Annotated in this window: 27 protein-coding genes; 10 read left to right on the top strand and 17 right to left on the bottom strand. The window is 73.9% G+C overall.

Annotation, left to right across the window (positions count from 1 at the left end; translation table 11 throughout):
- Window positions 1-20 precede the first annotated feature (20 nt).
- The 3 genes from C4J65_RS01730 to C4J65_RS01720 form a co-directional block, all read right to left on the bottom strand.
- The gene (locus C4J65_RS01730; RefSeq protein ID WP_115740742.1) at window positions 21-1,223 is read right to left on the bottom strand and encodes a cysteine desulfurase-like protein; all 1,203 of its coding nucleotides are present in this window, start codon (window positions 1,221-1,223) and stop codon (window positions 21-23) included.
- A gap of 115 nt (window positions 1,224-1,338) precedes the next feature.
- Complete coding sequence (locus tag C4J65_RS01725) at window positions 1,339-2,400, bottom strand: ABC transporter permease (RefSeq protein WP_115740741.1); 1,062 nt, start codon at window positions 2,398-2,400, stop codon at window positions 1,339-1,341.
- Between the two features lie 10 nt (window positions 2,401-2,410).
- A complete protein-coding gene (locus C4J65_RS01720) occupies window positions 2,411-3,013 on the bottom strand; it encodes a DNA starvation/stationary phase protection protein (protein WP_115740740.1) in 603 nt (200 codons plus the stop codon).
- A gap of 210 nt (window positions 3,014-3,223) precedes the next feature.
- Between C4J65_RS01720 and C4J65_RS01715 the strand changes: the two genes are divergently transcribed.
- Together C4J65_RS01715 and C4J65_RS01710 are read left to right on the top strand one after the other, a co-directional pair.
- Window positions 3,224-4,339 (top strand): Gfo/Idh/MocA family oxidoreductase, encoded by a 1,116-nt coding sequence (locus tag C4J65_RS01715; protein WP_115740739.1) that lies wholly within the window; start codon window positions 3,224-3,226, stop codon window positions 4,337-4,339.
- A 128-nt stretch (window positions 4,340-4,467) separates the two neighbouring features.
- Window positions 4,468-4,920, top strand: a complete 453-nt coding sequence (locus C4J65_RS01710; RefSeq protein ID WP_115740738.1) for a phospholipase — start codon at window positions 4,468-4,470, stop codon at window positions 4,918-4,920.
- On the opposite strand, the gene C4J65_RS01705 is transcribed toward C4J65_RS01710, so the two are convergent.
- The 3 genes from C4J65_RS01705 to C4J65_RS01695 all read right to left on the bottom strand — a co-directional run bounded on the left by C4J65_RS01705 (window position 4,893) and on the right by C4J65_RS01695 (window position 8,327).
- Window positions 4,893-5,546 (bottom strand): phosphatase PAP2 family protein, encoded by a 654-nt coding sequence (locus C4J65_RS01705; protein ID WP_115740737.1) that lies wholly within the window; start codon window positions 5,544-5,546, stop codon window positions 4,893-4,895. The two genes, C4J65_RS01710 and C4J65_RS01705, sit on opposite strands and share 28 nt — an antisense overlap.
- A gap of 207 nt (window positions 5,547-5,753) precedes the next feature.
- Entirely contained in the window at window positions 5,754-8,015 is a 2,262-nt protein-coding gene (locus C4J65_RS01700; protein ID WP_115740736.1) for a heavy metal translocating P-type ATPase, read from the bottom strand.
- 78 nt (window positions 8,016-8,093) lie between these two features.
- A complete protein-coding gene (locus C4J65_RS01695) occupies window positions 8,094-8,327 on the bottom strand; it encodes a heavy metal-associated domain-containing protein (protein ID WP_115740735.1) in 234 nt (77 codons plus the stop codon).
- Between the two features lie 190 nt (window positions 8,328-8,517).
- Here C4J65_RS01695 and C4J65_RS01690 point away from each other — a divergent pair, with 190 nt between their 5' ends.
- The gene (locus C4J65_RS01690; RefSeq protein ID WP_115740734.1) at window positions 8,518-9,522 is read left to right on the top strand and encodes a hypothetical protein; all 1,005 of its coding nucleotides are present in this window, start codon (window positions 8,518-8,520) and stop codon (window positions 9,520-9,522) included.
- Between the two features lie 41 nt (window positions 9,523-9,563).
- Here the strand turns inward: C4J65_RS01690 and C4J65_RS01685 are convergent, their stop codons facing one another.
- On the bottom strand, window positions 9,564-10,343 hold the full coding sequence (locus tag C4J65_RS01685) for a DeoR/GlpR family DNA-binding transcription regulator (RefSeq protein ID WP_115740733.1): 780 nt from the start codon (window positions 10,341-10,343) through the stop codon (window positions 9,564-9,566).
- A 119-nt stretch (window positions 10,344-10,462) separates the two neighbouring features.
- Between C4J65_RS01685 and C4J65_RS01680 the strand changes: the two genes are divergently transcribed.
- Window positions 10,463-10,669, top strand: coding sequence for a hypothetical protein (locus C4J65_RS01680; protein WP_205350943.1), 207 nt, complete (start codon window positions 10,463-10,465; stop codon window positions 10,667-10,669).
- Here the strand turns inward: C4J65_RS01680 and C4J65_RS01675 are convergent.
- Window positions 10,659-11,792: a methyltransferase gene (locus C4J65_RS01675; RefSeq protein ID WP_115746251.1), complete on the bottom strand. Its 1,134-nt coding sequence runs from the start codon at window positions 11,790-11,792 to the stop codon at window positions 10,659-10,661. The genes C4J65_RS01680 and C4J65_RS01675 overlap by 11 nt on opposite strands.
- 122 nt (window positions 11,793-11,914) lie before the next feature.
- On the opposite strand from C4J65_RS01675, the gene C4J65_RS01670 reads away from it, so the two are divergent.
- Together C4J65_RS01670 and C4J65_RS01665 are read left to right on the top strand one after the other, a co-directional pair.
- Entirely contained in the window at window positions 11,915-12,565 is a 651-nt protein-coding gene (locus C4J65_RS01670; protein ID WP_115740732.1) for an alpha-ketoglutarate-dependent dioxygenase AlkB, read from the top strand.
- A 37-nt stretch (window positions 12,566-12,602) separates the two neighbouring features.
- Window positions 12,603-13,841 (top strand): ROK family protein, encoded by a 1,239-nt coding sequence (locus tag C4J65_RS01665; protein ID WP_115740731.1) that lies wholly within the window; start codon window positions 12,603-12,605, stop codon window positions 13,839-13,841.
- A 21-nt stretch (window positions 13,842-13,862) separates the two neighbouring features.
- Here the strand turns inward: C4J65_RS01665 and C4J65_RS01660 are convergent, their stop codons facing one another.
- The 5 genes from C4J65_RS01660 to C4J65_RS01640 are packed head-to-tail and all read right to left on the bottom strand — an operon-like array spanning window position 13,863 to window position 16,827.
- Window positions 13,863-14,261 (bottom strand): VOC family protein, encoded by a 399-nt coding sequence (locus C4J65_RS01660; RefSeq protein ID WP_162832971.1) that lies wholly within the window; start codon window positions 14,259-14,261, stop codon window positions 13,863-13,865.
- On the bottom strand, window positions 14,255-14,656 hold the full coding sequence (locus tag C4J65_RS01655; protein ID WP_115740730.1) for a tautomerase family protein: 402 nt from the start codon (window positions 14,654-14,656) through the stop codon (window positions 14,255-14,257). The genes C4J65_RS01660 and C4J65_RS01655 overlap by 7 nt, the downstream gene beginning before the upstream one ends.
- Before the next feature lie 50 nt (window positions 14,657-14,706).
- Window positions 14,707-15,615, bottom strand: coding sequence for a phosphotriesterase (locus tag C4J65_RS01650; RefSeq protein WP_115746249.1), 909 nt, complete (start codon window positions 15,613-15,615; stop codon window positions 14,707-14,709).
- Complete coding sequence (locus tag C4J65_RS01645) at window positions 15,612-16,199, bottom strand: DUF4865 family protein (RefSeq protein WP_115740729.1); 588 nt, start codon at window positions 16,197-16,199, stop codon at window positions 15,612-15,614. The genes C4J65_RS01650 and C4J65_RS01645 overlap by 4 nt, the downstream gene beginning before the upstream one ends.
- A 40-nt stretch (window positions 16,200-16,239) precedes the next feature.
- Complete coding sequence (locus C4J65_RS01640; RefSeq protein WP_115740728.1) at window positions 16,240-16,827, bottom strand: TetR/AcrR family transcriptional regulator; 588 nt, start codon at window positions 16,825-16,827, stop codon at window positions 16,240-16,242.
- Window positions 16,828-17,033: 206 nt separating this feature from the next.
- Between C4J65_RS01640 and C4J65_RS01635 the strand changes: the two genes are divergently transcribed.
- Genes C4J65_RS01635 through C4J65_RS01625 form a run of 3 tightly spaced genes read left to right on the top strand, consistent with a single transcriptional unit; the run spans window position 17,034 to window position 20,622 of the window.
- A complete protein-coding gene (locus C4J65_RS01635) occupies window positions 17,034-17,318 on the top strand; it encodes an SHOCT domain-containing protein (protein ID WP_115740727.1) in 285 nt (94 codons plus the stop codon).
- Window positions 17,315-18,064 (top strand): ABC transporter ATP-binding protein, encoded by a 750-nt coding sequence (locus tag C4J65_RS01630; RefSeq protein WP_115740726.1) that lies wholly within the window; start codon window positions 17,315-17,317, stop codon window positions 18,062-18,064. The genes C4J65_RS01635 and C4J65_RS01630 overlap by 4 nt, the downstream gene beginning before the upstream one ends.
- Complete coding sequence (locus C4J65_RS01625; RefSeq protein ID WP_115740725.1) at window positions 18,061-20,622, top strand: FtsX-like permease family protein; 2,562 nt, start codon at window positions 18,061-18,063, stop codon at window positions 20,620-20,622. Before C4J65_RS01630 ends, C4J65_RS01625 begins: the two co-directional genes overlap by 4 nt.
- Window positions 20,623-21,042: 420 nt before the next feature.
- Here C4J65_RS01625 and C4J65_RS01620 read toward each other — a convergent pair whose 3' ends face one another.
- Both C4J65_RS01620 and C4J65_RS01615 read right to left on the bottom strand, forming a co-directional pair.
- The gene (locus tag C4J65_RS01620; protein WP_205350942.1) at window positions 21,043-21,591 is read right to left on the bottom strand and encodes an ATP-binding protein; all 549 of its coding nucleotides are present in this window, start codon (window positions 21,589-21,591) and stop codon (window positions 21,043-21,045) included.
- Window positions 21,592-21,776: 185 nt separating this feature from the next.
- Window positions 21,777-22,100, bottom strand: a complete 324-nt coding sequence (locus C4J65_RS01615; protein WP_115740724.1) for a hypothetical protein — start codon at window positions 22,098-22,100, stop codon at window positions 21,777-21,779.
- 278 nt (window positions 22,101-22,378) lie between these two features.
- Here C4J65_RS01615 and C4J65_RS01610 point away from each other — a divergent pair, with 278 nt between their 5' ends.
- Window positions 22,379-23,503: a PLP-dependent cysteine synthase family protein gene (locus tag C4J65_RS01610; protein ID WP_115740723.1), complete on the top strand. Its 1,125-nt coding sequence runs from the start codon at window positions 22,379-22,381 to the stop codon at window positions 23,501-23,503.
- A gap of 34 nt (window positions 23,504-23,537) precedes the next feature.
- On the opposite strand, the gene C4J65_RS01605 is transcribed toward C4J65_RS01610, so the two are convergent.
- Both C4J65_RS01605 and C4J65_RS01600 read right to left on the bottom strand, forming a co-directional pair.
- Window positions 23,538-24,011, bottom strand: a complete 474-nt coding sequence (locus tag C4J65_RS01605) for an SRPBCC family protein (protein ID WP_115740722.1) — start codon at window positions 24,009-24,011, stop codon at window positions 23,538-23,540.
- 233 nt (window positions 24,012-24,244) lie between these two features.
- Entirely contained in the window at window positions 24,245-25,069 is an 825-nt protein-coding gene (locus tag C4J65_RS01600) for a DeoR/GlpR family DNA-binding transcription regulator (RefSeq protein ID WP_115740721.1), read from the bottom strand.
- Window positions 25,070-25,310: the final 241 nt, after the last annotated feature.

Below are 25,310 nucleotides of genomic sequence, written 5' to 3'. Positions count from 1 at the left end.
CCGTCGTGAGGCCGCGCGCCTCAGCGGTCGAGGCCGGCCAGCGCGGCCAGCAGGCGGTCCACGTCGTCCGCGCTGGTGTAGGGCGCCAGTCCGACCCGGACGGCGCCCCCGTCGCCGAGGCCCAGGCGGCGCGAGGCCTCCAGGGCGTAGAAGGACCCGGCGGGCGCGTCGACGCCCCGCTCGGCCAGTTGCCGGTACACGTCGGCCGGGCCCAGGCCGGCCACCGTGAACAGCAGGGTCGGGGTGCGCCGGGCGGCCCGCGAGTACACGGTGACGCCGCCGAGGTCGGCCAGCCCCCGCTCGATCCGCTCGCGCAGCACGTCCTCGTGCGCCTCGAGCGCCGCGAACGAGGCGACGAGCCGGTCCCTGCGGCTGCCGGACGCGTCCGCTTCCAGACCGGCGAGGAAGTCCACCGCCGCGCGGGCGCCGGCCAACAGCTCGTAGGGCAGCGTGCCCAGCTCGAAGCGCTCGGGGACTGCGTCGCTGGAGGGCAGCAGTTTGTCGGGGCGCAGGCCTTCCAGGAACTCCGGCCGGGCCGCGAGCACCCCCAGGTGCGGTCCGAGGAACTTGTACGGCGAGCACACCAGGGTGTCCGCGCCGAGGGCCGCCGGGTCGACGACGGCGTGCGAGGCGTAGTGCACGGCGTCGACGTGGAACACGGCGCCGACGCCGTGCGCCAGCCGGGCGAGGGCGGGCAGGTCGGGCATCGTGCCGATCAGGTTGGAGGCGGCCGTCGCCGCCACCAGCCTGGTGCGCGGGGAGAGCACCGCCGCGACGTGCTCGGGACGCAGTTCCCCGGACGCCGGGTCGAAGTCGGCCCACCGGACGGTCGCGCCCACCGCCTCCGCCGCCTGGACCCAGGGCCGGATGTTGGAGTCGTGGTCCAGCCGGGTGACGACCACCTCGTCCCCGGGTCCCCACGACTTGGCGAGCGTCCGGGCCAGGTCGTAGGAGAGCTGCGTCGCGCTGCGGCCGAGGACGACGCCCCGTGGGTCGGTGCCCAGCAGGTCGGCGAGGGCGCCGCGGGCGCCGGCGACGATGTCGTCCGCGTTGCGCTCTCCCTCGGTCGTCCGGCCGCGATTGGCCAGCGGGTTGGCCAGGGCCTCGGCGATCGCGTCGATGACCGGCTGCGGGGTCTGGGTGCCGCCCGGCGCGTCGAAGCGGGCGGAGCCGGACTTCAGGGCGGGTATCTGGGCGCGGATCGCGTCGACGTCGAGGGCCATGTGCACTCCAACCGGAAGCGGGGACTCCCGACGGCCGGGACTCCCGAGAGCGGGTGACTCGCGCATCATGATCGCAGCAGCCCGGCGCTCACGACAGAGGCCCACGACGGACCGCTCAGGAGTCGTCCGCCCCCATCGGGTCCTTGTCGCGGCCGCCGGGATGCCGGTGCCGCCACACCCAGAAGACCGTGCAGGACAGCAGCGCCCACCCGCCCAGCACCAGGAACGGAAACGCGTGCTGGTGGCCCTGGAAGTACACCGCGGTGTGCTGCGCGTTGACCGAGGCCCCCGGGGGCAGCCACCGGCCGATCACCCCCAGCGGGGACGGCAGCAGCGGCCAGGACACCGCGCCGCCCGAGGAGGGGTTGCCGATGATCACCATCAGGCCCCAGGTCGGCAGCATCGCCCAGCGGCCGAACATGGTGTTGAACATGGTGAAGACCATGCCGGAGACGAACATGGTGAGCGCGAGGATCGCCCACGACTCGGCGAACGGCAGGTCGACCGCACCCAGCAGCCAGTCCACCCCGGCGGCGATGGCGAAGGCGCCGAGCAGCGCGTACGCCACCGTGAACAGGATGCGCTCCATCGGGGTGAGCGTCCGCGCGTGCACGCTGAGCTGGATCGCCCCGACGAAGCCGATGATCACGGCGGCCAGCGAGATGTAGAAGATCGCCAGCCCGCGCGGGTCGCCCCGCTGGAGGGGGTTGACGTCCCGGACGGTGACCTGGACGCCGAGTTTCTTCCCCACGGCCGGTGCCGTCTGCGCGAGCAGCTCGGCGACCGAGGCGCCGGACGCGCCGGACACGTCGAGGACGGCGTCCCGCCCGTCGTCGCGCAGCTCGAAGACGGCGAAGACCTCCTGCTGCTCGATCGCCCGGCGGGCCGCGGCACGGGTCTCGTAGGGGTGCACCTTCACCGAGGTGTCCAGCGCCTGTTCCAGGCCGTGCAGATAGGCCCGGCCGCCGGCCTGCTCGTACGAGCCGACCACCGCCGTGGGGATCAGACGGGGCGTCGGGTTCGCCATCGAGTAGGTGTACGAGCCCGCGAAGAGCCCTGCCGCGGCCGCGACGATCACCACCAGCACGGTGGCCGGCCAGAACGGCGACCGCCGGAAGGCGGCCCACCGCCCGGGCGCCGGTGGGCCGTCGTCGGTGTCCTCGCCGGTGTGCGCCATGCCGGCCGGGTCAGGCGTGGACCAGCGGCGTGTCCACGAGGTGTTCCGCCACGAACCACGCCTGGAGTTCGTTGGTCCGCAGGACCTCGGAGACCAGTAGGTCGTTGGTGCCGTCGTCCCCGTACTCCTGGGTGCGGGCCGCCGCGTCGTGACACTCGGTCAGGATCAGCTCGTGCGCCGCCAGCAGCCGCGAGAGCATCGACGGCACCTCCTCCACCCCGTCCGGCGGGCGCGGCACGGTGGTGATCTCGGCGACGTGCCGGGGGTCGCCGACCGCGACGCCGCCGAGCGTCTGGACGCGTTCGGCGACGGTGTCGATCAGCTCCAGCTGCTCACCCGCGTGCTTGTCCAGCAGCAGGTGCAGTTGGTAGAACGTCGCCCCGCGCATCAGCCAGTGGTACTTCTTGTACAGATCGTGCAGGATCCGGGTGTCCGCCAGGACCTTGTTGAGCCGCTGGCAGGAGTAGAGCCGGGTGTCCATGGTCAGGGCCACGGGGAACTGCTTGACGGTGCCGAACTCCTGAATGGTCCGGCCCTTCTGGTGCAGCCAGGGCTGGCTGCCGTCCGACCGGTGCTCCACGGACGACGAGGGTTTCGGCTTCGGGGAACTCACGCCTGGACTCCTTCCGGAGAGGACTGAAGAGCGGGCCGGCGCGATAACCGCCGGTCCCGGTCCCCCCGCGCCAGTCGACCAGCCGTAGGCCCGGCCCGCAAACGGTGGGGGTTGTCCGGGCCATCGGTCGCCGCTTAGGGTCGGCCCTGCTTGAAAGCGCTTTCTAGCCGACGGGCGCGTGCGACCGCGTCGCCGTCCGAGGAGGACCGCATGTCCCTACGTCCCGCCCGGCGCCGGGTCGCGGTGGTCGGCACCGGTGCCATCGTCACCGGCGGCCACCTGGCCGCCCTCGCCGCCCACGCCGACCGCACCGAACTGGTCGCCGCCGTCGACGTAGATCCCGCGCGCCTCGACGCCTTCCGCGCCCAGGCGCCCGGCGACGTCGCCGGGTACGCGTCGACGGGCGCCATGCTGGACGCCGTACGGCCCGACCTCGTCCTGGTCGGCACACCGCCCTCGCTGCACCGGGAGCAGACGGTGGCCGCGCTGAAGGCCGGTGCGTGGGTGCTGTGCGAGAAGCCGCTGTGCCTCTCCCTGGCCGAGTACGACGACATCGCGGCGGTCGAGGAGGCGTCCGGGGCGTACGCGTCCGTGATCTTCCAGCACCGGTACGGCTCCGGCGCGGCGCACGCCCGCGACCTGATCGCCGGCGGCGCACTGGGCGCCCCGCTGGTCGCCCACTGCCAGACGACCTGGCACCGCGACGCCGCCTACTACGCGGTGCCCTGGCGCGGACGCTGGTCCACCGAGGGCGGCGGCCCGACCATGGGCCACGGCATCCACCAGTACGACCTGCTGCTGCATCTGCTCGGCCCCTGGGCGGAGATACGGGCCATGGCCTCGCGTCTGGTGCACGACACCGAGAGCGAGGACGTCTCCACCGCCCTGGTGCGCTTCGAGAGCGGCACCCTCGCCACCGTCGTCAACAGCGTGCTCTCCCCGGACGAGGTGAGCCGGATACGCGTCGACTGTGCCGACGCGACGGTCGAGTTGACCCACCTGTACGGCCACCGCAACGACGACTGGACCTACACCCCGGCCCGGCACGTCGCACCCGCCCGCGCCGCCGCCTGGCGCACCCCCGACGCCGACGTGCCCAGCTCCCACACGGCGCAGCTCGGCGCCGTACTGGACGCCTGGGACGCCGGGGCCCGCCCGCCCGGCAGCGGCCAGGAGGCCCGCGCCACGCTGGAGTTCGCCGCAGCCCTGTACAAGGCGGCGTTCACCGGACGGCCGGTGCGCGCGGGCGAGATCGCCGCCGGTGACCCCTTCTACTCCGCGATGCACGGCGGCCACCCCGACTGGGCCCCCGCAGAGCACGCGTAACGTCCCAAAGCCGGATTGTTCACAGCGAGTTGGGCCGCCACAGGTGTGAACGGGTGGTGGAGATGCGCATCATCTTGGCATGAACCTGCGGTCCGAGGGGCGGGCCGCGTCCTCATGGAGGTGTGGGCATGCACCGCAGACTCGCCACCGGACTCACCGCCGCGGCGCTGGCCGTGACCACCGTCGTCGCCACCGCCGCGGCCGCCGACGCCGCTCCCGCCGACAAGGCACAGGTACTCGCGAGCTGGACGCAGACCAGCGCGTCCAGCTACCAGGCCTGGACGGCCGCACGGGCGAACAAGTCCGCGTGGTCCGCCTACGGTTTCGACTGGACCACCGACTACTGCTCCTCCTCGCCGGACAACCCGTTCGGCTTCCCCTTCAGCACCTCCTGCGCACGGCACGACTTCGGCTACCGCAACTACAAGGACGCGGGCAGCTTCAGCGCCAACAAGTCCCGTCTCGACAGCGCCTTCTACGAGGACCTCAAGCGCGTCTGCGCCGGTTACGGCGGGGCCACCAAGACCGCCTGCAACAGCACGGCCTGGACGTACTACCAGGCCGTCAAGGTGTTCGGCTGACGAACCCGGGCAGGCGCCGCCGCCAGCGCGGCCGCCGCACTGGCGATGCCCAGGACGGCGCCCGCGGCGACGTCACCGGGATAGTGCACGCCGGTGTGGACCCGGGAGTAGCCGACGGCGCTCGCCAGCGCGCCGAGCGGCAGGGCGGCCTCGGGCAGGACGACGCCCACGGCGGTGGCGAACGCGACCGCCGCGGCCGTGTGCCCCGACGGGAACGACGCCGACGCGGGCATGGGGACGTACCGGTCCACCGTCACCCGCGCAGCCTCCCGGTCCGGGCGTGCCCGGTGCACCAGCCGCTTGCCCAGCAGGTTCGCCGAGGCCGACGCCACGGCGACCGCACCCACGCCGACCAGGGCCGCCCGCCGCGCCCGCGTACCGCTCAGCGCGAGTGCGGCGGCGATCCCCAGCGAGAGCTTCGAATGGTCCGCGGCGTGGGACAGGCGCCGCAGCGCCCGGTCGAGCGTGGGCGTGGACGTGGCGGCCACCGCCGCGTACAACGCGCCGTCCACGGCCCGCAGATCCCCGAGTACGGCGCCGAGGGCCCGCTTGCGGGCGGACCCCGGGCCGGGAGGCGGCCCGAGCGGGCCGGGGGCGCCGCCGTCGGCGCAGGTCGGTTCGGTCATGGGCTCCTGCTCCGCGGGGAGACGGGACCCCAGCCATCCTGGTCGTGCGCGGATCCGGCGGCGCGCGGGCGGGGCCCGTCCGGGGGACGGCCCGAGGTGAGGCGGGCCCGGTCCGGGCGCCGCGGGCCGGCCCGGCCGGGTCCACGCACGACGGCGGGCCGCCGCCCGACCCTCGTGGAGTCGGCGGCGGCCCGGTGCGGCGGCGGGTCAGTCCGCCGCCTTGAAACCGCGCAGGCGCAGGCTGTTGCCGACGACGAAGACGGAGGAGAAGGCCATGGCCGCTCCGGCGATCATCGGGTTGAGGAGTCCGGCGGCGGCGAGCGGCAGGGCGGCGACGTTGTAGGCGAAGGCCCAGAACAGGTTGGACTTGATGGTGCCGAGTGTCCTGCGGGCCAGCCTGATGGCGTCGGCGGCGGCGCGCAGGTCGCCGCGGACGAGGGTGAGGTCGCCCGCCTCGATGGCGGCGTCGGTGCCGGTGCCCATGGCGAGACCCAGGTCGGCCTGGGCGAGTGCGGCGGCGTCGTTCACACCGTCGCCGACCATCGCCACCGAACGCCCCTCGCCCTGGAGGCGCTTGACGACGGCGACCTTGTCCTCGGGCATGACCTCGGCGATCACGTGCTCGGGAGCGATGCCGACCTCCGCGGCCACCGCCTCGGCGACGGCCCGGTTGTCGCCGGTGAGGAGGACCGGCGTCAGGCCCAGCGCCCGCAGCCGGGTGACGGCCTCGCGGCTGGTGTCCTTGACCGCGTCGGCGACCTCCAGGACGGCCCGGGCCTCACCGTCCCAGGCGACGGCGATCGCGGTGCGGCCGGCGGCCTCCGCCCGGGCCATCGCGCGGGCCAGCTCGGCGGGCAGTTCCATGGCCCACTCGGAGAGCAGCCTCTCGCGGCCGACCAGGACCGCGTGGCCCTCGACGACGCCCTGCACCCCGAGACCGGGCACGTTGGCGAAGTCCTCGGGGGCGGGCAGGGTGCCGACCTGTTCGGTGGCGCCCGCGGCCACCGCCTGCGCGATCGGGTGCTCCGAGGCGTGCTCCAAGGCCCCGGCCAGCCGCAGCACGTCCGTCTCGTCGGTGCCGTCGGCGGTGTGCACGGCGAGCAGGGTCATGCGGCCGGTGGTGACGGTCCCGGTCTTGTCCAGGACGACGGTGTCGACCTTGCGGGTGGACTCCAGGACCTCGGGCCCCTTGATGAGGATGCCGAGCTGGGCGCCGCGCCCGGTGCCGACCATCAGCGCGGTCGGGGTGGCGAGGCCCAGCGCGCAGGGGCAGGCGATGATCAGGACGGCGACGGCGGCGGTGAACGCGGCGGCCGCTCCGGAGCCGTTGCCGAGCCAGAAGCCGAGGGTGGCCAGCGCGAGGGCGATCACGACGGGGACGAAGACACCGGAGATGCGGTCGGCGAGCCGCTGGGCCGCGGCCTTGCCGTTCTGTGCGTCCTCCACCAGCCTGGCCATCCGCGCCAGTTGGGTGTCCGTGCCGACCCGCGTCGCCTCGACCACCAGCCGGCCGCCCGCGTTCACCGTCGCCCCGGTGACCCCGTCGCCGGTGCCGACCTCGACCGGCACCGACTCGCCGGTGAGCATCGACGCGTCGATCGCTGAGCTGCCCTCGACGACCGTGCCGTCGGTCGCGATCTTCTCGCCGGGGCGGACCAGGAACCGGTCCCCGACCTTCAGGTCCCCCACCGGGATCCGCTCCTCACGGCCGCCCCGCACGAGCGTGACGTCCTTGGCGCCCAGCTCCAGCAGCGCCTTCAGCGCGGCACCGGCCTTGCGCTTGGACCGTGCCTCGAAGTAGCGCCCGGCGAGGATGAAGGCGGTCACGCCCGCCGCGGCCTCCAGGTAGATGTTCCCGGAGCCGTCGCCGCGGGCGATGGTCAGCTCGAAGGGGTGGGTCATGCCGGGCGTGCCCGCGGTGCCGAGGAACAGCGCCCACAGGGACCACAGGAACGCCGCGGACGTGCCGACCGAGATCAGGGTGTCCATGGTGGCCGCGCCGTGCCGGGCGTTGGTGAACGCCGCCTTGTGGAAGGGCCAGGCCGCGTATGTCACCACGGGCGCCGCGAGCGTCAGCGACAGCCACTGCCAGTACTCGAACTGCAGCGCGGGCACCATCGCCATCGCGATCACCGGGACCGCCAGCACCACCGCCGTCACCAGCCGCTCGCGCAGGGGCCGCAGCTCGTCGACGGTCTCGGCGTCCCCCGGCCCGGGCCCGGCGTCGGTACGCGCCGGTTCGGGCTCGCGGGCCGTGTACCCGGTCGCCTCGACGGTGGCGATCAGCTCCGGCACGGACACGTCAGCGCCGTAGCTGACCTTGGCCTTCTCCGTCGCGTAGTTGACGGTCGCGGTGACCCCCTCCAACCGGTTGAGCTTCTTCTCGATCCGGGCGGCGCACGAGGCACAGGTCATGCCGCCGATGGCGAGTTCCACCTCGGCTGGTGGGCTGGTCGTACTGGTGGTCATGGCTGCTCCTGATGCGGGGTCGTCGGCCGGGACCCGGTGTCGCGGGTCCCGGCGGTGCGGCGGGGGAGTGCGGGTCGGTCAGACGCGGCCGGTCAGCTCGTACCCGGCCTCTTCGACCACCTCGGCGATCGCGGCGTCGTCCGGCTCGGCGTCGGCGGTGACGGTGACCCGGCCGGTGTCCAGCTCGACGTCGACACCGGTGACACCGGCCAGCTCGCCGATCACCCGGGTGAGCGTCGCGCTGCAATGACCGCAGCTCATGCCCGCGACGGCGTAGGCGGTGGTGACGGGGGCGGTGGCGTTCGAGGGCATTGCTTCCTCCGGAGGTGTGGTCGCGAATACGGGGCGGGGGTATCCGTCCGTCGCATCCATGTATACCCCTAGGGGGTACCGAAAGCAAGCGTCCCCTTCGCTTGACTGGGTACCCCCTAGGGGTATGGTGAAGTGCATGAAGAGGCCTCCGAGTGAGCCGGAGCCTTGATCCGAGGAGAGGACGACCGTCATGCACACCGGACTGAGGATCACCGCGTTCGCCGCCGCGCTGGCCGCCACCTTCGGCACCGCCTACGGCGTAGGCACGGGGATGGACCCGATCGTCGCGGACGGCGCCGCGCCCGCGCCCCACGACGAGCACGGCGAACCGGACGGGCCGCGTGAACCGACGCCGCGGCCGACGCGGGGCGGTGCCCAAGGGGGTCACGAGAGCACCCCGGCCGGCGGCCTGCGGATCTCCGAGGGCGGTTACACCCTCGACCTCGCCACTCCGCGCGTCACCGCCGGTCAGCGCACCGAGCTGCGCTTCACGGTCCGGGACGCGAGCGGCGCGGCCGTGACCGCGTTCCAGCGCGAGCACGAGAAGGAACTCCACCTCATCCTGGCCTCACGCGATCTGGTCACCTACCGCCACCTGCACCCCACCCGTGCCGCCGACGGCACCTGGAGCACCCCCGTCGACCTGCCCGCCGCGGGCGGCTACCGGGTCTTCGCCGACTTCACCCCGTCCGGCGCGGACGCGGAGAACCTCACCCTCGGCGCCGACCTGGCCGCCTCGGGCCGATACGAGCCCGCACGGCTCCCGGCGCCGAACGGCACGGCCCGGACCGACGGCTACGAGGTCGAACTCGACGGTTCCCTGCGCCCCGGCAGGGCGAGCGAGCTGAAGCTGAAGGTGTCCCGCGACGGCGAACCCGTGGGCGACCTCCAGCCGTACCTGGGCGCCTACGGCCACCTCGTGGCCCTGCGCTCCGGCGACCTCGCCTACCTCCACGTCCACCCGAACGGCGAACCCGGCGACGGCACCACCGCGCCGGGCCCGGAGATCTCGTTCACCGCCACCGCGCCCAGCGACGGCACCTACCGCCTCTTCCTGGACTTCCGGCACCGGGGCGAGGTCCACACCGCGGCGTTCACCGTGCGCGCCGGATCGGCGACGGACTCGACGACCGGTGCGACGACGGAGGCCGACCCGGGCGCCACACCGGAACACGCCGACGGCCACGGGCACTGACCTGCACCGCCGCGGGCGCGGCCGGGCCGCCGGACACCCCCTCAGGCCGTGACGACCCGGACCCCCGCCTCCTCGAACCGCCCCACCAGCTCCGGATCGGCCGCCGCGTCCGTCACCAGCGTGTCCACGGACTCGGTCGCGCAGATCCGGGCGAACGCCCGCCGCCCCAGCTTGCTCGAGTCGGCGGCCACGACCACCCGCTCGGCGCGCTCGCACAGCAGCCGGTTGATCGCGGCCTCCGCCTCGTCGTGGGCCGCGGCACCGTGGGCGGCGTCGAAGGCGACGACTCCGAGGACCGCCACGTCGAGCGTCACCTGCCCCAGCACGCCGTCCGCGAGCGGCCCGATCAGCTCGTACGACTGCGCCCGGGCCACCCCGCCGGTCACCACGATCTTGAACTGCGGGCGGACGGCCAGCTCGTTGGCGATGTTGAGCGCGTTGGTCACCACGGTCAGCGCGGGGGTGCCGGAGGCCAGGTCGGCGCGCACGGCCAGAGCGCGCGCCACCTCCGTGGTGGTCGTGCCCCCGGTCAGTCCCACCGCCTCGCCGGGCGCCACCAGGGCGGCGACCGCCTGCGCGACGCGCTGCTTCTCCGAGGCGCGGCGGGCGGTCTTGTAACGCAGCGGCAGTTCGTACGACACCCCGTGCACCACCGCGCCGCCGCGCGTGCGCACCAGCATCTGCTGCTCGGCGAGCCGGTCGAAGTCACGGCGGATCGTCGCGGCCGAGACCTCCAGCTCGGTCGCCGCCTCCTCGACGTCCAGCCGGCCGCGCTCGACGAGCAGTTCCAGCAGCGCCTTCCAGCGGGCGTCGCGCGACATCCGCGCCTCCGTTCCTCGATCCCCGCCGACCCTAGCGCACGCATCCTTTCCTCGAATTGCATGATGGTGATTGAAAGTTCGCTATATCTTGCAGAAACAATCAATGCGTGGGCGGGAGTGTGCGGCATGACAGAGCCGACGTCGGCACCGCGCTCAACGTCGCCATGACCGGAGCGATCCGGGAGCACCTCGCGACCCGTCCCGAGAAGGTCGACGCGCGCGGCCACCTCACCGCGGGACGGGAGGCCACGGTCCGGACGGTGGCGACGCTCATCCAGGTGGTGACCCCGACCGCGCCCGTTCCCCCTCCCCCGGCTACTCCTTGACCGCCTTCAGCACCACGAACTTCCGGTCGCCCGCCACCAGCCGGCTGTTGCCGAACAGGCGCCGCAGCTTGAGGTGGTAGCCCAGGTGCCGGTTGCCGACCACCCACAGTTCGCCGCCGGGGCGCAGCACCCGCCGCGCCCCGGTGAACATCCGCCACGCCGTGGCGTCGGTCGTCGCCTGGTGGGAGTGGAACGGCGGGTTGTTCAGGACCAGGTCGACACTGCCGTCCGGCACCCCGGCCAGCCCGTCGCCGACCCGGAACTCGGCCGGGCCCGCGACCTCGTTCGCACGGTACGTCGCCCGGGCCGAGGCCACGGCCTGGAACGACTCGTCGGTGAACAGCAGCTCCGCGCCGGGATCGGCCAGCGCCACCGCCGTACCGACCACTCCGTTGCCGCAGCCCAGGTCCACCACCCGCCGGAAGGCCCCGGGGTCCGGCAGGTGCCGGAGGAAGAAGCGGGTGCCGATGTCGAGACGGTCGGCGCAGAAGACCCCGGCATGGTTGACGACGGGCCTGCCGGAGAGCGTCCCGATGTCGTCGGGCAGCCGGTAGCCGAGCGGCCAGGGGTTGGCGGGCCGCTTCAGGGCGGGATCCGGCTCCGCGAAGATCAGCCGGGCCTTCTTCACGGCCAGTGACGTCCTGGTCGGGCCGACGATCCGCTCGAACAGCCGGAGCGTCGAGGTGTGGATCTCCTTGACCATCCCGGTGCCGACCACGACCGTGCCCTCGTGCAGCGCGGGCGCCAGCCGCAGCAACTGGTCCTCCAGCAGCGCCAGGCTCTTCGGCACCCGCACCAGCAGCACGTCGACGCGGTCCGGCGGCGGGTCCTGCGTGGTGAGCAGGCGCACCGAGCCCGGCTCGGCACCGCCGCGCTCCAGGTTGACCCGCGTCGCCTCCCGCGCGAGGTGGGAGTCGGTGATCTGCACCGGACGGTGCGCAGCCAGCGCCGTCACCAGCGCGCCCCAGCGGTCGCCGACCACCACGACCGTGCCGGACAGCGGGACCTCCCGCTCCGCGAGGTGCCCGAGCAGGTACTCGTCGGAGGCGTCCCAGGCACGGAGCCGGTCGCGCGGGTCCTCGGGGAACCGGGACAGCACGTGCTCGCCCCACGGGGTCGTCATGCGGTCGTCGTGGTCGCTGCGGTCGTTCGTGCTGCGGTCGTTCATCGTGGGTCCAGGCTAGCCGAGCCGCAGCTCAGCGCCGGTCCCGCCGGGGGAGCGGGGCGCGGAGGCAGGATGGGGGCATGGACGCCGAGCTGTTCCCCAGGACCCGGGCCGAGACCGCGCCCGGTGCCGTCCACGTCCCGGACTGGCTGGCCCCGGCACTGCAGCGCGAGTTGGTGGAGGCCTGCCGCGACTGGGCGCGCCCGCCCGCCGGACTGCGCACGGTGCGCACCCCCGGCGGCGGCACCATGACCGCACAGCAGGTCTGCCTCGGCCGGCACTGGTACCCGTACGGCTACGCCCGCACCGCCGTCGACGGCGACGGAGCCCCGGTCAAGCCCTTCCCGGCCCGGCTCGGCGACCTCGCCCGCCGCGCGGTGAGCGAGGCGCTCGGCGCCGAAGCGGTGGCACCGGCGCCGTACGACATCGCGCTGATCAACTTCTACGACGCCCACGCCCGCATGGGCATGCACCGCGACGCCGACGAGCGCTCCGAGGCCCCCGTGGTCTCCCTGAGCCTCGGCGACACCTGCGTCTTCCGCTTCGGCAACCCCGAGACCCGCACCCGGCCCTACACCGACACCGAGCTGCGCAGCGGCGACCTGTTCGTCTTCGGCGGCCCCTCGCGGCTCGCGTACCACGGGGTGCCGAGGGTGCACCCGGGCACCGCGCCGCCCGAGTTGGGACTCCAGGGGCGGCTGAACATCACGCTCCGGGTCAGTGGCTTCTAGGCACCCCGTGCGGACGGATCATGGGAGACTCCCCCTCATGAGCGGCAAGGCGGACCCCCGGGCGGCGGGGGAAGGGACCACCTCGAGGACGCGGCTGGACCGGGGGCGCGGCGCGCTCGGACCCGCGTTGGAGCTCGTGCACACCGGGCGCGCCCCGACCCGGGCCGTCCTCACCGCGGAACTGGGCGTGACCCGGGCCACGGCGGGCGCGGTCGCCGCCGAGCTGGAGGCGCTCGGCCTGATCCGGGTGGACGCCAGGCCCGGCGCGGCGGCCGGCTCCCAGGGCCGCCCCTCGCACCGTCTCTCGGTCGCCGAGGACGGGCCGGTCGCCCTCGCCGCCCAGATCCACGCCGACGGATTCCGCGCGGCCCTGGTCGGCCTCGGGGGCCGGATCGTCGCCACCGCGCCCGGCTGCGAGGTCGTCGACGCCGACCCGGCGAAGGTGCTGGGCTCCGTCGTCGAGGCGGGCGCGGAACTGCTGCGGGAGACCGGGCGGCGCTGCGTCGGCGCCGGACTCGCCGTGCCGTCCGCCGTCGCGGAACCGGAGGGCCTGGCCCTGAACCCGCTGCACCTTGCCTGGCCCGCGGGCGCGCCCGTGCGGGAGATCTTCGCGCAGCAGGTGCGTGCCGCCGGGATCGAGGGGCCCGCCTTCGCCGCCAACGACGTCAACCTCGCCGCCCTCGCCGAGCACCGCCACGGTGCCGGGCGGGGCGCCCGCGACCTGCTGTGCGTGGCCACCGGCCACCGCGGCGTCGGGGGTGCGCTGGTCCTGGACGGCCGTCTGCACACCGGCAGCTCCGGACTCGCCCTGGAGGTCGGCCACCTCACCGTCAACCCGGAGGGCCGCCCCTGCCACTGCGGCAGCCGCGGCTGCCTGGACGTGGAGACCGACCCGCTGGCCTTCCTCACGGCGGCCGGACGCGAACCGGGACCCGAGGTGTCCCTGCTCCAGCAGTCCTACGACCTGATCCGCGAGCACTACGCCGACCCGGCCGTCCGCACCGCCACCGAGACCCTCATCGACCGTCTCGGCCTGGGACTCGCGGGCCTGGTGAACATCCTCAACCCGGACCGCATCATCCTCGGCGGACTGCACCGGGCGCTCCTCGACGCGGACCCCGAGCGGCTGCGTGCGGTCGTCGCCGGGCGCAGCCTGTGGGGCCAGAGCGGCGGGGTGCCCATCCTGCCCTGCGGCCTGGACCACAACAGCCTGGTCGGCGCGGCCGAGTTGGCCTGGCAGCCGGTCCTGGACGACCCGCTGGGCGTGCCGGCGTAGGCAGCCGGACGTGCCCACGCCTCAGGGCGCGGGCCGGTCGCTTCCGCTCGGGGCGTGGCCGAGGTCGACGACGCAGAAGATGTTGTCGTCCGGGTCGGCCAGGACGACGAAGTCGGGGTCGGGCGGGTACAGGTCCCACTCGACGGCCCGCGCGCCGAGGCCGATCAGCCGCCGCACCTCCGCCCGCTGCTCCTCGGCCGAGTCCGTGAACAGGTCGAGGTGCAGCCGGGGCCGGGGTTCGGGCGGCGAGTCACTGCGCAGCAGGCCGAGGGCCCGCCCGGAGCCGTCCGCGTACTCCAGTGTGCGCCAGGTCTCGCTCTGCCATTCCTCCACGGCCACCAGCGGCAGCGCGGCCGTCCAGAACGCCACCGCGCGGGGGAGGTCCGTGACACCGACGACGGGGATTCCGAGTCTCAGCATGACCCCGACCCTACGTACTGCGCCAGCCCGTTGCCGAGCGACCAGTCCGCGGAGGTGTTCTCGGTCAGGGTGACGAAGACGTTGCGGGGGGCCGTCCCCGCATACTCCTCGGCGAGTTGGGCGATCCGGGCGTACAGCGCCTCCTTCTGCCGGGTCGTCCGGCCGGCCCGCAGCGTGATCGCCACGAACACGATGCCCGCGTCCCGGCGCACCCCCAGGTAGTCGTCGTGGCGCAGGGTGCGGGCGGCGGCATCGTGCGCGGTCAGGACCTGGAAGCGGTCGTCGCGGGGGATGCCGAGCGTCTCGACCAGGGCATCGTGCACGGCCCGCCCGAGCGCGTCGAGCCGGTCGTCGCCGGTGCCGCAGCCGTGCGCGTCGATGCGGACGAAGGGCATGAGTGATCTCCTGTCGGACGGGGCCGGGACAAGTCGGTGGAAGGGGCGCGTCAGCGCCAGTCGACGGCGAACGCCCGCGCCGGGTTCTCGGTGAGGACGCGCCGCACCGGCTCCTCGCCCACGGCGAGCGCGAGCCGGGGGGCCACGCGGCGCAGCAGGTACGGCATCCCCGGGCCCCCGTCGACCGACCGGGCGGACGCCGTGGTCGTGTCGCCGCCGAGCAGCAGCCGGTCGCCGAAACCCGCCTCGGCGAGGTCCCGCACGGCGTCCGGCATCCGCCAGTCGGTGGCGTGGTGGGCCCGCGACGGTCCGTCGAAGGCCAGCCAGCACCCCGACGCGGCGGCCTGCCGATGGGTCACGGGGTCGGGGGAGCGGTTGAGGTGACCGAGGATCACCCGGTGCGGCGGGACGCCCGACTCGCCGCACAGCAGCTCCAGGACGTCCAGGGCGCCGGTGCCCAGCTCCAGGTGCACGGCGATCGGCGCCCCCGTCGCGTGGTGCGCCTCGGCCGCCGCCGACATGGTCCACCGCGCGTGCCCGTCGAGCGCGTGGAAGCCGCCCGCCACCTTGATCAGCCCGGCGCGGACGCCCGACGTCCCGATGCCCCGGGTCAGTTCGGCCACGAAGACCTCGGCGGCCCGGCCCCGCAGCGCGGCGAGCGTGTCCTGGTCGTAGTGGACGTCCTGGTGCAGTCCCGTGGCGGCCACCACGTGGACGCCGGTGTCCCGGGACAGAGCCGGCAGATCGGCGGCCCGCCTGCCCAGTCCGTACGGCGTCCACTGCACCACCGCGCCGCCGCCCCGTGCCCGGAATGCGGCCAGCTCCGCCCGTGCCGCCGCGGCGTCGAGCAGTTCCTCACCGGGCAGCCGGGGGCTGGCGAAGAACAGGTGGTCGTGGGCGTCGCACACCCCCAACTCCCCGCCGGGCACGTCCCCGAGGACCGTGCGGACGGCGCTCACCACTGGCGCCCCCTCGGCAGCAGGGCCCGCCCCGGCGCGGACAGGTGCAGCACCTTGAAGACCTCGCCCTCCACCCCGTCGGGCGCGCCGCCCGCGTGCAGTGAGAAGTGCACCAGCTCCCAGCGCCCGGTGTCGACGACCGCCGCGGCGAGCAGCGCCCCACCGGTGGCCGCCAGCCGCCCGGTCTCCCGCACCGCGTCCGCCGCCACCTCCGACAGCGGCACCCCCTCCGGCACCCGGTGCCGCCGCAGGACCGCGTGCCGCGCGGGGCCGCCGGCGGTGCCTCCCTCCTCGTACGCCAGGCCCGTCCACTGCCGGACCGCGGGCCTGCCGAAGTCGTCGGTGGGCCGCTGGAAGGCGCCCTCCCAGAGGAACGAGTTCATGCCCTCCACGGTGTGCCACAGGTAGAACGGCGCGTACTGGTTGACCGGCGAACCGTCCTCGCCCCGCTCGCGGATCAGATACGCCTTCAGCCCGAGTCCCGGCCAGTCGTCCAGCAGATGCCCGGTGCGGGCCACCCGCTCCCTGATGACGCCCATCGGGTAGTCGGCGGGCAGGGTGAAGGTGTACTGCATGGCATGCACGGTCGTGATCCTCCGGACCTTTCGGTGGCTGCGAACTCCGTCACGGGGTGCGGGACTTCGGCGGTGCGAGCAGCGAGAGCAGGCCCCGGACACCCGCGTCGAAGGCGGCGGGGGAACCGGACGCACGGGCCAGGACGTAGCCTCCCTGCACGGTCGCGACGACCGCCGCCGCGATCTCCTCGCCGTCCAGCCAGGGTGCGAACTCACCCTGCTCCCTGCCCTCCTCGACCAGCTGGGCGATCTCCTCGCGCAGCCAGTCGAGGGTCTCGTCGACGGGGGCGCGCAGGGCGTCGTCGGCGATCACGTCCGGGTCCATCGTCAGACGCCCGACCGGACACCCGCGCAGGACGTCGCGCTCACGCAGCAGATACGCCGCGATGCGCTCGTACGGTGTCCCCGGACCGGCGAGCACGGCCCCGGCGACGCCCCGCATCTCCTGGGCGGTGCGCCGGATCGCGGCGAGTGCGAGGTCGGGCTTGCCCTTGAAGTGGTGGTACATGCTGCCCTGCCCGGCCTCGGCCCGCTCCAGGATCGCCTTGGGACTGGTGCCCACGTACCCGCGCTCCCACAACAGCTCGCGGGTGGACTCGATCAGTCGTTCCGAGGTGCTCATGCAAGCACTGTACATACTAGTAGTTACAGGCGTCGAGCGGCCGACGAGAGGCGCGGAGAAGTCGAGCGGCCGACGAGAGACGCGGAGAAGCAGACGCGGACCGCCGGAGTACTCCCTGCGTCGTACCCGCACTGCCGCTGGCCGTACGACGACCGGGACCCCCTCCCGGAGCGAGGCTCGGAAGCGACACAAGGGACATCGCGACCGAGGAGTTGGACGACATGGAGACCCTGGCACAGTTCGGCGACGGCGGGCCCGGCCCGTGGATCCTGCTCTTCCCGTTGATCTGGGCACTGATCATCGGCGGCGGCATCACCCTGCTGCGCCGCACGGTGTGGCGCGGGCGCCGCGGCCCCGGGCGGCCGAGGACCGTCGAGGAGAACTCGCCCATCACCGTGCTCGGCCACCGCTTCGCCTCCGGCGAGATCGACGAGGACGAGTACTGGCGCCGCCTGTCCGTACTGGACGAGCAGTTCGGCCGGACCGGAAAGGGCGGTGCGGCATGACTACGACAACCGCCACCCGGGCCGCGGCCCGGGTCGTGGACGCGGTGAAGGTGTACGGCGGTGGCGACACCGCCGTACGCGCCCTCGACGGCGTCAGCGTCGACTTCCCGGCCGGCCGCTTCACCGCCATCATGGGGCCCTCCGGCTCCGGCAAGTCCACCCTCATGCACTGCGCCGCCGGCCTCGACACGCTCACCTCGGGCACCGCCCGCATCGGCGACACCGACCTGAGCACCCTCGACGACCGCCGGCTCACCCTGCTGCGCCGCGACCGCGTCGGCTTCGTGTTCCAGGCCTTCAACCTGGTGCCGACGCTGACCGTCGCCGAGAACATCACCCTCCCCCTCGACCTCGCCGGCCGCCGGGGCGACACCGAGTGGGTCGACGCGCTGATCGACGTCGTCGGACTGCGCGACCGCCTCCACCACCGGCCCGCCGAACTCTCCGGCGGCCAGCAGCAGCGCGTGGCCGTGGCCCGCGCCTTCGCCGGACAGCCGGACGTGGTCTTCGCCGACGAGCCCACCGGCAACCTCGACTCCCGCTCCGGCGGCGAGGTGCTGGGCCTCCTCGGCCGCACCGTCCGGCAGACCGGCCGCACGGTCGTCATGGTCACCCACGACCCCGTCGCCGCCGCCCACGCGGACGAGGTCGTCTTCCTCGCCGACGGACGCCTCGTCGACCGCATGGACGCGCCGACCGCCGACAAGGTCCTGGACCGGATGAAAGCCTTCGAGGTGCCCTCATGAACGCCTCCGTCCGCCTGAGCGTCTCCTCGCTCAGGGCCCACAAACGCCGCTTCGCCGGGACGTTCCTCGCCGTGGTCCTCGGTGTCGCCTTCCTGGCCGGCACCCTGGTCATGGGCGACACGCTCCGCGCGAGCTTCGACACCATGTTCGGCAACGCCGCCAGTGGCACCGACGTCGTGGTCCGCAGCGCCGACGCCATCACGACACCGGGCGAGAGCCAGGGCGTACGGCAGCCGGTCGGCACCGACCTGGTCCGGACGATCGAGCGGGTGCCCGGCGTCGCCGCCGTCGCCCCCAGCATCCAGGGCGCGGGCCAGCTCGTCGGCGCGAACGGCGACCCGATCGGCGGCCAGGGCCCGCCCACCCTGGCCGGCAACTGGATCACCGACCCGGAGCTGAACCCGTACCGCCTCGCCGAGGGCCGCGCCCCGCAGAGGTCCGGCGAGGTCGTCGTCAACCGCGGCGCCGCCGAGAAGGGCGGCCTGGCGATCGGCGACACCACCACTCTGCGCACGCCCGACCCCGTCGAGGTCACCGTCGTGGGTCTCGCGACCTTCGGCGGCGAGGACGGCATGGCCCAGGTGACCTTCACCGGCATGACCCGGGCCGACGCCGAGAAGTACCTCACGGCGCGGCCGGGCGAGGCGGCGAGCATCCAGGTGCGGGCCGGGCCGGGCGTCGGCCAGCGGGAACTCGTCGACCGGCTGACCCCCGCGCTGCCCGACGGCGTCGAGGCCATCACGGGGCAGGAGTCGGCCGCGGAGAACACCGACATGATCTCCAGCCAGTTCCTGACCCTGTTCACGACCTTCCTGCTCGTCTTCTCCGGCATCGCCCTGCTCGTCGCGACCTTCTCGATCCACAACACCTTCGCCATCGTGGTCGCCCAGCGCACCCGCGAGAACGCCCTGCTGCGCGCCCTCGGCGCCTCCCGCCGCCAAGTCACCGCCGCCACCCTCGTCGAGGCGGCCGTCGTGGCCGTGACCGCGTCCGCCGCCGGGCTCGCGGGCGGCATCGGCATCGCGGCCGGACTCCAGGCCCTCTTCCCGGCGATCGGCTTCCCCTTCCCCGAGGGAGCCCTGGTGATCAGCGCACTGTCGCTGCTGCTGCCGCTCGCCGTCGGCGTGGTGGTCTGCCTCGGCTCCGCCCTGCTGCCCGCCGCCCGGGCCGGCCGCACCGCACCCCTGGCCGCGCTGCGCGAGACGGCCGTCGACACCTCCGGCGCCTCCCGCGCGCGGGCGGTCACCGGCACGGCGCTGCTCGCGCTCGCCCTCGCGGTGACACTCGTCGGGGTCCTGCTCTCCCCGTCGGTGTGGCTGGCGGGACTGGGCGCCGTCCTCGCCCTGGCCTCCTTCGTGGTGCTCGGCCCGGTCGCCTCCGCCACCGCCGTACGCGTCCTCGGAGCCCCGCTGGACCGGCTGCGCGGCGTCACCGGCGTCCTCGCCCGGCGCAACGCCCTGCGCAGCCCCAAGCGCACGGCCGCCACCGCCGGGGCGCTGATGATCGGCGTGGCGGTCGTGTCGCTGTTCACCGTGTTCGGGGCTTCGCTCAAGGCCACCATGGACCAGACCGTCTCCCGGTCCTTCGCGGGCGACGTCGCCGTCAGCGCGCCCTCCTTCGGCGCCGGCGGCAGCGGCCTCAGCCCGCGACTGGCCGGAGCGGTCCAGAAGCTGCCCGAGGTGGACACCGCCGTCGGCCTCGGCCGGGGCGTCGCGAAAGTGGACGGCGAGGGACGGGCGTTGACCGTCACCGACCCGGTCGCCCTGAACCGCACCTTCGACCTGGGCGCCGTCCACGGCTCACTGGACGGCCTCGGCACCGACGGCATCGCGGTCACCGAGAGCGAGGCGGACAAGCAGGGGCTGACCACCGGCGACACCACGCGGCTCACCTTCACCGACGGGCGGAGCGGGACCTTCACCGTCCGCGCGGTCTACGGACAGTCCGAACTCGCCGGCGACTACGTCATCACCCGCGCGGCCTGGGCCCCGCACCGCACCCAGGACTCCGACACCCTGGTCGCCGTCGCCTTCGAGGACGGAGTGGGCGCGGACGCCGGCAAGGCAGCGGTCGAGAAGGTCGCCGGCCAGTACGGCAACCCGGAGGTGCAGACCCGCGACGAGTACGCCGAGTCCTCGGCGGGCGGCATCGACATGATGCTGACCCTCGTCTACGCGCTGCTCGCCCTCGCGGTGCTCATCGCCCTGCTCGGCATCGCCAACACCCTCACCCTGGCGATTCACGAGCGCACCCGCGAACTCGGCCTGCTGCGCGCCGTCGGCCAGACCCGGGCCCAGCTGCGGGCCATGGTCCGCTGGGAGTCCGTCCTGGTCGCCGCCTTCGGCACGGTCGGCGGGCTCGGCCTCGGCGCCTTCCTCGGCTGGGTCCTGGTGGCGGCCTCCGACGGTGCCTCGGACAGCGCCTTCGCCTTCGCCGTGCCGCCCGTGCAGCTCGCGGTGGTGGCCCTGGTCGGCCTCGGGGCCGGTGCCCTGGCGGGCCTGCGCCCGGCCCGGCGGGCATCCCGCCTGGACGTACTGCGCGCCGTCGCCACGGAGTAGCCCGCGCCGTACGGGTGACATCCCGGCCGGTGCACCCGCCCGTCACCGCGGGACGGGCGGGTGCACCGACCGCCCGTCACCGCAGGACGGGCGGGTGCACCGACCGCGGATCGTCCGCACCCGCGCGGGTTGACGCCGCGGGAAAGGACGCTCGGACCCCTGAGGGACACGGGTGCCAACGGTTGCCGGTAGCGGAGACATCGATCGGTCGCCCCGCCCCGGCCCGTCCCGCCCCGTTCTGGCCGGCCTCAGTCTCCGCCTCGCCCGGCCTCCGTCACGCGCCCCTCCGGACGTCCGACGTGCCGTCGGAGCCGCCACCGGCCACGGCGGTCGGGGGCCGCCGCAGTCGCGGATCCGCGTCCCGGCCGTGGGCCGGAACCCGTACCGCGCGGTCCGCGGCGGCGGACGGTCACCGCCCGGTCAGCCGACAACGGCCGACCGGGCGGGAGCGGGTTGGCGGGTGCCGAGGTCGACCGTGTGCTCGACCTCGGCGAACGCGGCGGCCGGCACCTCCTCGACCAGACGGCGCGGCGGACGGGCCGACACGGGTGGCGCGGTGACCGGCGCGGCGGTCACGGCCGTCGGAAGCGTGAACCAGACGACCTTGCCGGACTCGCCGTCCGGCCGGGCGCCCCAGCTCTCGCTCATCGCGGCCACCATGGCGAGGCCGCGCCCGCACGTCGCGAGGGGTTCGGCATCGTCCACGACGGGCAGTCGCGCATCGTGGTCGCGCACCGAGACCGTGAGCCGGTCCAGGAGCAGTTCTATCTCCACGGTGCACGTCTTGTCGGGCCGCGCATGGAGGTGGACATTGGTCAGCAACTCCGTCACGCCGAGCACCGCCCGGTCGATCAGGAGATCCATATGCCAGTAGCGCAATTGCGCAGATACGATTCTGCGGACCTGGCCGATCCGCGACGGCAGGGCTTGGAGCTCCACCGTGCAGTGTCTGCTTGGGTGAGTGATCACGGCTGCGACTCCCCGACATAGAGGTCCGGAAGAACACGGAGTTCGGATCCAGCGAGCCGCACGTGGCGCACGTCGCCCGCTGTCATGGCCGGCGGGCTGGTTCGCAGCGTTATCGCCGGTAAACCCAGAGTGACGTGAGACCAGCGTGACGCAAGGGGTGAGGCACCGCAAGTTACGGACATCTCTCAGGCGCGGCGTCCGGCCGCCCTGCGCACCGCCTCGATGAAGCGGCGGGCGGCGGGAGGCCCCGGTTCGCCGGGGGCCGGGTCACGCTCGCCGAGGGTCAGCAGGTACCGCTTGCCGTCGAGGTCGGCCAGCGCCCGGTCCTGCGGGGCGAACCACGGGCGGGAGGCGCGCACCGACTGCACCGGCGCGCTGTCTATCTCGCTGCCGTAGCTGGTCAGCAACTCCACCCGGCCACCGCTGATCCGGACCGTCCCGGCCCGGGTGAGTGAACGCAGCCGCTTGCCGATCCGCACCCCCGTGGCCCTGAACTCCGGCTCCGCCATCGCCGTCGCCCCCTTGTGCGCGTCGGTTCCGCCGCTGGCAGTCTGCCCGCGCCAAGCTCCGAGCACCAGTACGCGCCGGGCCTTTCCGGAGGCGACCGGAGCACTCGCGTGAATGCGCCCCCCGTCGCGCCCCCGCCGCGTCGACCCCCGCACCCCAGGGGTGCCTTTGAGGCCCCCAAAGGGGCGTTTATGCAGGTGAGAAGCGTGTGGAAGGTGTTTATGATCCAGGTGTCGGCCGCGCTGTCCGCCGTCGGCGCGCGGCGTAAGGAGCCCCCGAAGTGAGCACTGACCGACAGACCGGCACCGGCACCACTCTCGACGTCGATCACAGCGACGCCGCCTATCGGGCCTGGCTGAAAGAGGCCGTCCGCAAGGTCCAGGCCGACGCCAACCGCTCGGCCGACACCCACCTGCTCCTGTTCCCGCTCCCGGAGCACTGGGGCATCGACCTGTATCTGAAGGACGAGTCGACCCACCCGACCGGCAGTCTCAAACACCGGCTCGCCCGCTCCCTGTTCCTCTACGGCCTGTGCAACGGCTGGATCCGGCCGGACCGCCCGGTGATCGAGGCGTCCAGCGGCTCGACGGCCGTCTCCGAGGCGTACTTCGCGAACCTGGTCGGCGTGCCCTTCATCGCCGTCATGCCCCGCACGACGAGCACCGAGAAGATCCGGCTGATCGAGTTCCATGGCGGACGGTGCCACTTCGTGGACGACTCCCGGCGGATGTACGAGGAGTCGGCCCGCCTCGCGGCGGAGACCGGCGGCCACTACATGGACCAGTTCACCTACGCCGAGCGCGCCACCGACTGGCGCGGCAACAACAACATCGCCGAGTCGATCTTCCGTCAGTTGCGGCTGGAACGGTATCCCGAGCCCTCCTGGATCGTCGCCACGGCCGGCACCGGCGGCACCTCGGCGACCCTCGCCCGCTACGTCCACTACATGCAGTACGACACCCGCGTCTGCGTCGCCGACCCGGACAACTCCTGCTTCTTCGAGGGCTGGACCACCGGCGACCCCGACGTGGCCTGCGACCGCGGCTCCCGCATCGAGGGCATCGGCCGGCCCCGGATGGAACCGAGCTTCGTGCCCGGCGCGATCGACCGCATGATGAAGGTGCCGGACGCGGCGAGCGTCGCGGCCGTACGCTCCCTGGAGCGGGTGATCGGCCGCAGGGCGGGCGGCTCCACGGGCACCGGGCTGTGGAGCGCGCTGAAGATCGTCGCCGAGATGGTTGCCGCGGGGGAGCGGGGCAGCGTCGTGACACTGCTGTGCGATCCGGGGGACCGTTACCTCGACAAGTACTACTCGGACGCCTGGCTCGCCGAACAGGGCCTCGACATCGAGCCGTACACGGCGGCGATCGAGTCCCTGCTGCGCACCGGCCGCCTGCTCGACTGAGCCGGTCGCCGGTCGCCGGTCGCCGGTCGCCGGGCTACGGCCGCCGCAGCCGCCGGTCCAGCGAGGTGACGGCGCCCCGGAAAGCCCGTCCCAGCCCCGGACGCGCCCGGTCGAGCACGAAACGGAACGGCGCCGTACCGTCCGCCGCGAACGTCCAGCGCACCCGTGTCCCGGCACCGGCCGGCGTCAGCCGCCACTCCTCGAGCATGGCCCGGGCGCCCGGCACGTTGGTGACGTCGACGCGGTAGGCGTACACCTCGGGCCGCTCGGCCGCCAGCACCGTCTCCACGAAGCGCGCACCGCCCCTGAGCCGGATCTCGCGCCCCGCGCCCTCACCGATGGGCCGGGCGAACGTCACCGCCGAGAACCACGCGGTCCAGCCGGGCACGTCCTCGGCCAGGGCGCGGAAGACGGTGTCCGGAGCGGCGGAGACCTCCCGCGCGAAGACCAGGCGTACCGGTGCCGTCTCGACGAAGTCGAGACCCACCGGACGCAGACGGCGAGCCATGGACACCACCCCCTGGGGCGAAGCCGCGCGCACGGCGGACGATCGGCTGGGTGGCGCCACGATAGACCCGGGCGCGCCGGGTGTCAGCGGGGCGGGCGCCCCACGGCCGGCCGCCGCGGCGCCCTGCCCGGCAGGCACACCCGGCAGGCGCACCAGGCCGGCGTTCCCGTGACAGGGGCTCTCGCGACACGGCTCTCGGGACAGAGAGCTTCCGCGCACGGCCGGCGTCGACGTCAGTCGGTCTCGGGCTCCGGCTCGCCCGCCACGATCAGCCCGAGGTGCTCGGCGACCTCCGCGCGGGCCTCCGCCGACAGTCCGGAGTCGGTCACGAGCGTGTCCACCTGCTCCAGCGCGGCGAACGAACTCAGGCCCACGACACCCCACTTGGTGTGGTCCGCGACCACCACGACACGCCGTGCCGACTGCACGAGCCGCCGGTTCGTCTCGGCCTCCGCGAGGTTCGGCGTGGACAGGCCGGCCTCGGCCGATATCCCGTGCACGCCCAGGAACAGCACGTCGAAGTGGAGCGTCGCGATCGCCTGGTCCGCGACCGGGCCCACCAGCGAGTCCGAGGGTGTGCGCACCCCGCCGGTGAGCACCACCGTCGCCGCGCCCTGCCGCGCCCCCGAAGTACGCTGCGCCACGTGGAACACGTCGGCCACCCGCACCGAGTTGGTGACCACCGTCAGATCCGGCACGTCCACCAGCCGGTGCGCCAGCGCGTACGTCGTCGTACCGCCCGACAGGGCGATCGCGGCGCCCGGCGCCACCAGCTCCGCCGCGGCCCGCGCGATGTCCTCCTTGGCGGTCGGCTCCAGACCCGACTTGGCCTCGAAACCCGGCTCGTGCGTGCTCGCCTCGGCCACCGGGACCGCGCCGCCGTGCACCTTCTCCAGCACGCCCTGTCGGGACAGCGCGTCCAGGTCGCGGCGGACCGTCATGTCCGACACACCGAGCTTGCGGGTCAGCTCGTTGACCCGGACCCCGCCCCGGCGGCGCACCTCGTCGAGGATCAGGGCGCGCCGCTGCTCCGCGAGGAGGTTCGGATTCTCACTCACGTACGCCCCGGTCCTTTCGCCGCAAAACCGTCCGACACGCCGCCGCACTCGCTCTGATGAGGACTTCTCCCCGCACCCGTGCGCGGATGTCCCATCCTCGCACGCCCCGCCACGGCCCGCGCCCACCGCCCGCCCCGGGCACCACCGGTCGCACGGATCGGGGAGATTCCGTGCCGAGGGGTGTACGCGGTCCGCGGAAGGGAGATCCTTGTGCCCGCACGGACAGAGCCGACGGCACGTC

The organism is Streptomyces sp. CB09001, assembly GCF_003369795.1.
Classification (GTDB): domain Bacteria; phylum Actinomycetota; class Actinomycetes; order Streptomycetales; family Streptomycetaceae; genus Streptomyces.
The sequence above is the reverse complement of the archived record's forward strand: the minus strand, read 5'-3'. Positions and strand labels throughout refer to the sequence as shown.

Coding starts and splice junctions, on each gene's coding strand:
- C4J65_RS01730 (WP_115740742.1), bottom strand. CDS start 1,223: ATGGCCCTCGACGTCGACGCGATCCGCGCCCAGATACCCGCCCTGAAG.
- C4J65_RS01660 (WP_162832971.1), bottom strand. CDS start 14,261: ATGCTGAGACTCGGAATCCCCGTCGTCGGTGTCACGGACCTCCCCCGC.
- C4J65_RS01655 (WP_115740730.1), bottom strand. CDS start 14,656: ATGCCCTTCGTCCGCATCGACGCGCACGGCTGCGGCACCGGCGACGAC.
- C4J65_RS01705 (WP_115740737.1), bottom strand. CDS start 5,546: ATGACCGAACCGACCTGCGCCGACGGCGGCGCCCCCGGCCCGCTCGGG.
- C4J65_RS01675 (WP_115746251.1), bottom strand. CDS start 11,792: ATGACGACCCCGTGGGGCGAGCACGTGCTGTCCCGGTTCCCCGAGGAC.
- C4J65_RS01690 (WP_115740734.1), top strand. CDS start 8,518: ATGCACACCGGACTGAGGATCACCGCGTTCGCCGCCGCGCTGGCCGCC.
- C4J65_RS01635 (WP_115740727.1), top strand. CDS start 17,034: ATGGAGACCCTGGCACAGTTCGGCGACGGCGGGCCCGGCCCGTGGATC.
- C4J65_RS01695 (WP_115740735.1), bottom strand. CDS start 8,327: ATGCCCTCGAACGCCACCGCCCCCGTCACCACCGCCTACGCCGTCGCG.
- C4J65_RS01710 (WP_115740738.1), top strand. CDS start 4,468: ATGCACCGCAGACTCGCCACCGGACTCACCGCCGCGGCGCTGGCCGTG.
- C4J65_RS01685 (WP_115740733.1), bottom strand. CDS start 10,343: ATGTCGCGCGACGCCCGCTGGAAGGCGCTGCTGGAACTGCTCGTCGAG.
- C4J65_RS01615 (WP_115740724.1), bottom strand. CDS start 22,100: ATGGCGGAGCCGGAGTTCAGGGCCACGGGGGTGCGGATCGGCAAGCGG.
- C4J65_RS01640 (WP_115740728.1), bottom strand. CDS start 16,827: ATGTACAGTGCTTGCATGAGCACCTCGGAACGACTGATCGAGTCCACC.
- C4J65_RS01605 (WP_115740722.1), bottom strand. CDS start 24,011: ATGGCTCGCCGTCTGCGTCCGGTGGGTCTCGACTTCGTCGAGACGGCA.
- C4J65_RS01670 (WP_115740732.1), top strand. CDS start 11,915: ATGGACGCCGAGCTGTTCCCCAGGACCCGGGCCGAGACCGCGCCCGGT.
- C4J65_RS01700 (WP_115740736.1), bottom strand. CDS start 8,015: ATGACCACCAGTACGACCAGCCCACCAGCCGAGGTGGAACTCGCCATC.
- C4J65_RS01625 (WP_115740725.1), top strand. CDS start 18,061: ATGAACGCCTCCGTCCGCCTGAGCGTCTCCTCGCTCAGGGCCCACAAA.
- C4J65_RS01725 (WP_115740741.1), bottom strand. CDS start 2,400: ATGGCGCACACCGGCGAGGACACCGACGACGGCCCACCGGCGCCCGGG.
- C4J65_RS01665 (WP_115740731.1), top strand. CDS start 12,603: ATGAGCGGCAAGGCGGACCCCCGGGCGGCGGGGGAAGGGACCACCTCG.
- C4J65_RS01630 (WP_115740726.1), top strand. CDS start 17,315: ATGACTACGACAACCGCCACCCGGGCCGCGGCCCGGGTCGTGGACGCG.
- C4J65_RS01715 (WP_115740739.1), top strand. CDS start 3,224: ATGTCCCTACGTCCCGCCCGGCGCCGGGTCGCGGTGGTCGGCACCGGT.